Raw genomic sequence first — 4,941 nt, 5'->3', positions numbered from 1 at the left:
GCGGTTGTCCCGGGCCTTTCGCACGCGCGCTCGCGACGACCCTGAAGCCGGCCTCGAGGCTCGAAAACAGCCATGCCGGTAGGAGGATGAAGCCTCACTGGGTCCGCCGAGGTGTCGTCATTGCGACAACAGCCGGTCGATGAGCGCAAACGCGACAATGCAACGGGGGCCGCGGGTCGCCATGTTGCGGGCGAGACTCAGCGGGCGGATGCCGCGTCACTGGCTTCGGGCTTGCGCAAACAGGTCGACCCGGGGTGGAGCGGCGCGATCTGGAGATCCCGGATCAACCGAGGATGGTTTCGTAGGCGCGCCGCAGCAAGTCGAGCTCGACCGGTGGCAGCCCCAGTGCCTGAGTCAGATCGATGAAGCTGCTGCCGTGCGCCCGCGCTGTCTCGAAGGGCGGATCGACGCTCGTGAAGCGCGCGAGGAAGATCTGGGCGCGCTCCTCGCCCACGGCGACCTCGCAGCGAAACCCCGGCTCGACCGCCAGGCTGCCGGTCGGAAGACCCAGATGGCCCTCGGCGCCGCGGAGCACCGTCGCCGGGTGTGCGACGACCCTCGGACGGTGAGTGCAGTCCGCGATGATGGTGCGAGGCGGCAAGGCCGCAAAGCCGCAGACACCGCCGTAGGCGAGCTTCAGGAAACGCGTGCGGGCGCTGGTCGACTGCTTGTGATACATGATCAGGCGCGGGGCGGGCATCGGGTCTACCTCGGTTGGGATCGGGCGGGGCGCCGGCGTTGGCTCGTGTGAATGATCGAACCTGTTCACCGACGGTCAAGCAGAGAGCGTGCCGTGCTGCCTCGGGTCGGTGCTCGAGGCGCCGGCGCACCCGTTCGGGGCGGGCGGCGGGGCCACACTCCCATGCGCGACCTGCGGTCCATCGAGCGGTGCAGGCCTCATGATGTCTTAAGGCACCGCCTCTGGGCCGCCCGGATATCGCTATACTGCCGCGGCCGGTCCCATCCCTTGTCCTTCTCAGACGATGGCTGCGTGAATTCGTGTCCGAGATAACCCACCCCTCCCGGCCTTCGTCCGCTGGCCTGACCAATGGCCGCGCTCGGCTGTGGGCGATCGCGACACTCGTGCTCCTCGCCGGCGTGACCGCTTCGCGGCTGATCGGGCTCGATCATCTTCCCGTGTGGCATGACGAGGTGTTTACGCTGCTGCGAGTCTTCGGCTACCCCGGGGACACCTGGGAGATCCTCTTCAGCGGCCGGCTGCTGACCCCGGCGGAGGTCCTTGCGTTCCAGCAGCCGGACCCGTCGAGGGGCTGGGCCGATACCTTGCGCGCGCTCGCCGAGCACCCGGAGCACGCGCCACTGTATTATCTGCTCGGGCGGGTGATGGCGATGCTCCCGCTCGATCCGGTCACCGCCCTGCGCGGGACCTCTGCCTTGTCCAGCCTCTTGCTGCCGGCTGCCGCTTTCTGGGTGATGCGCGAGCTGTTCGGACGGGGTCCGGCCTCTTGGGTTGCGGCTGCGGTCGTCGCCGTCTCGCCGCTGCACCTGCTCTACGCCCAGGAGGCGCGCCAGTACGCCCTGTGGACCCTCCTGGTCCTGGCATCCAGCGCCGCGCTGCAGCGTGGCTTGGATCGCAACCGCTCTCGCGACTGGTGGCTCTACGGGGCCCTGGTCACCCTGGGTCTCTACAGCCATCTGCTCTTCGCGCTCATGCTCCCGGTGCATGCCGCCTATGCCTGGATCGGGGCTGCACGCGCCGGCGGGAGCTGGCTCCGCCCGTCGTGCCTTCCTGTCCGATCATGGCTCTCGGCCGTCGCGGCGGCGCTGGTTCTGTTCTCACCATGGGTGCTCGTGATGGTCGCGGGTTTCGGTGAGGCGCTGAACTACACGCAGTGGATGGATCGGGCGGTGGGCGCCCAACGCAACCTGCTCGCGTGGGGCGGGCACATCACCCGTGCCTTCATCGACTGGAGTCCGGATCCGGACCCGCCCGCCCTCTCGCTGCTCTGGCTCATCCCGATCGCGGGCGCCCTGGTCTTCTATCTCGCGCGCGCACCGCGTCCCCAGGTGTGGCTGCTCGCACTCACCGCCGCGGCCTATCTCGGTATCGTGCTCGGTCCGGACCTGGTCCTTGGGGGAAGCCGATCGCTGCATGTCCGCTACGGCCTGCCGGCGGTGCTCGCCTTGCAGCTGATGGTCGCTTGGAGCATCGGCTCGGCGTTCGGCAGTGCCGGTACGGCGCGTGTCGCGGCGGCCGTGGCGCTGGCGCTGGTCATGGTCCTCGGCGTGCTGTCCCAGTGGCGCATCCAGCAGGCCGAGACCTGGTGGAGCAAGCAGTTCAGCGCTGCCAACATCGAGGTGGCGCGCACGGTAAATGCCCTCGACCGCCCCCTCGTCGCCGTGAGCCCCGGTGGCGTGGCGGTGGGAGAGCTGGTCTCCCTGGCCTATCATCTGGATGACCGCGTACGGATCTGGGGCCATGGCGCATCCCGCGAGCGGTTGGTGCTGCCGGAGGGTTTCAACGGCCTTGTCCTCCTGCTGCCGAATGAGGCGCTCAGGGCCGCTGTCGGGCCGGACCGCGTGCCTGAGCCGATCGCCGGAACATGGCAATGGTTCCTCGTGCGCCCCTGAGGGTGCGAGATCGCCTCGGCCCCAGGCGCGCCGGTGGCCGACCCATTGCCCGCGCTGTCTTTCTCTTGTGACTCCGGTACCTGACATGAGCCAAACCACCACACGTGGACCCGCATTGGGTGAGCATGCACCATCCGAAGCCGGACAGCGCGATCGCGCGTCGCCCCGCGTCGAGCAGCTCCTGCGGTCGATGACGCTGGAGGAGAAGGTCGGGCAGATGACCCAGCTCTCGATCGAGTCCGTCTCGCTCATCGACGCGGCGGCGGCCGACGGCGGCCATGTCCTGGACCTCGAACGGCTGCGCACGATGCTGGTCCGCCATCATGTGGGGTCGTTGCTCAACGCTGCGCCGTCGGCGTTCAGGCTGGCGCATTGGCACGCGGTGATCGATCAGGTCCAGGATATCGCCACCAAGGAGACCCGCCTCGGCATCCCCGTCATCTACGGTATCGATGCGATCCATGGGGCCAACTACAGCCGCGGCGCGACGCTGTTCCCGCAGCCGATCGGCTTGGCCGCGACCTGGAACCCGGATCTGATCGAGCGCATTGCCCGCATCAGCGCCCTGGAGACGCGCGCATCCGGCATCCCGTGGAGCTTTTTCCCGGTCTGCGACATCGGCCGTCAGCCCGCCTGGCCTCGCCTGTGGGAGACCTTCGGGGAGGACGTGCACCTCGCATCGACCATGGTCTCGCGCACGGTCCGGGGCCTCCAATACTCGGACGCCGGGACGTCTGCCGGCGGCATCGGCCCCGAGCAGGTCGCCGCCACGCTGAAGCACTTCGCCGGCTACAGTCTCCCGCTGAGCGGCAAGGACCGCACCCCGGCCTGGATCGACGAGCGCATGCTGCGCCAAATCGTCCTGCCGAGCTTCGAGGCCGGTGTCAGGGCTGGCGCCCTGACCGTCATGGTCAACTCGGGCGAGGTCAACGGGATCCCCGGCCACGTCAACCGATGGCTGCTGACAGACGTCCTCAAGGGCGCATGGGGCTTCCGGGGGTTCGTCGTCTCGGACTGGGAGGACATCAAGCGTCTGCACACCCGCGACCGGGTCGCCGAGACACCAAAGGAGGCGGTGCGACTCGCGGTGATGGCCGGCGTGGACATGAGCATGGTGCCCGACGACTTGAGCTTCCCGCATCTGCTCGCCGAGCTGGTGCGCGCGGGCGAGGTGCCCGAGGCGCGCATCGAGGATGCGGTGAGGCGTATCCTGGGTGTCAAGGAAGCGCTCGGGCTCTTCGAGAATCCCTACGCAAACCGGGGCCTTGCGCACCGCTTTGCCGCGCCGGCCTCGTCGGAGCTGAACCTGCGGGCCGCCCGCGAGGCCATGACGCTGCTGAAGAACGAGAACGGCGCGCTGCCGCTCGACAAGACCCGGCGCCTGCTCGTCACCGGGCCGACCGCGGACCGGCTCTCGGCCTTGAACGGCGGCTGGACCATTACCTGGCAGGGTGACCGGGAGGATCTCTACCCGGGGGACAAACCGACGATCCGCGACGCGTTGGCCGCTGCCCTGGGCCCCGAGCGTGTCGTGCACGTTCCAGGTTCGGGATTCGACACCCCACTCGGCCCCGGCCGGGGGGTCGATGCGGCCCTCGCCGCCGCCCGCGACGTCGACGCGGTCGTGCTCTGTCTCGGCGAGCCGACCTATGTCGAGACGGCCGGCAACCTCGACGACCTGACCCTCGACGCCGCCCAGCTCGACCTCGCCGAGGCCCTGATCGAGGCGCTCGCGGGGACCGGCAAGCCCGTCATCCTCGTCCTGGTCGAGGGGCGTCCGCGTGTGATCCGCAGGATCGCCGAGCGCATCCCGGCCATCCTCATGGCCTACCTCCCCGGCATGGAAGGCGGGCGCGCCATCGCCGAGGTGCTGCTCGGCGACGTCAACCCGAGCGGGCGGCTGCCGTTCTCCTATCCCCGCGGGCCGAATGGACTCGTGCCCTATGACCACAAACCGCTCGAGGCCACCGACGGCAATCACTACGCGCCCGAGCACCCGTTCGGCCATGGCCTCAGCTATACCAGCTTTGCCTACGCGGATCTCCGGGTCCGGGAGCTGTCCAACGAGATGGGCGCCGACAGCGGCGCGGAATCAGTCGACGGACGCATTGAGGTCTCGGTGCGGCTCAGAAACACCGGCTCCAGGGCGGGGCTGGAGACCGTCGCCCTCTATGTGACAGACCTCTACGGCAGCGTCTCCCGGCCGGACCGTGAGCTCAAGGCATTCCGCAAGGTGGCCCTCGAGCCGGGCGAGGAGGCGACCGTCAGGCTCGATCTCGACCGCGGCGACCTCGCATTCGTGGGCCTGGACAACCGCTGGGTCTTCGAGCCCGGGCGGTTTCGCTTTGC

General features: G+C 69.0%; 3 protein-coding genes. 2 read left to right on the top strand and 1 reads right to left on the bottom strand.

All coding sequences use genetic code 11. From position 1 onward, the window contains the following. Positions 1 to 283: 283 nt before the first annotated feature. A complete protein-coding gene (locus LJE61_RS14790) occupies positions 284 to 700 on the bottom strand; it encodes a hypothetical protein (protein ID WP_296913528.1) in 417 nt (138 codons plus the stop codon). Positions 701 to 999: 299 nt separating this feature from the next. Here LJE61_RS14790 and LJE61_RS14785 point away from each other — a divergent pair, with 299 nt between their 5' ends. Together LJE61_RS14785 and LJE61_RS14780 are read left to right on the top strand one after the other, a co-directional pair. Next, complete coding sequence (locus LJE61_RS14785) at positions 1,000 to 2,592, top strand: glycosyltransferase family 39 protein (protein WP_296918834.1); 1,593 nt, start codon at positions 1,000 to 1,002, stop codon at positions 2,590 to 2,592. 85 nt (positions 2,593 to 2,677) lie between these two features. Further along, the coding region (locus LJE61_RS14780) for a glycoside hydrolase family 3 N-terminal domain-containing protein (protein ID WP_296918832.1) at positions 2,678 to 4,941 on the top strand (2,264 nt) is incomplete at its 3' end.

This window comes from Thiocapsa sp., from assembly GCF_022340925.1.
Lineage (GTDB): Bacteria > Pseudomonadota > Gammaproteobacteria > Chromatiales > Chromatiaceae > Thiocapsa.
Note: the sequence above shows the minus strand (reverse complement) of the source record. Positions and strands in the feature narration are given on the sequence as shown.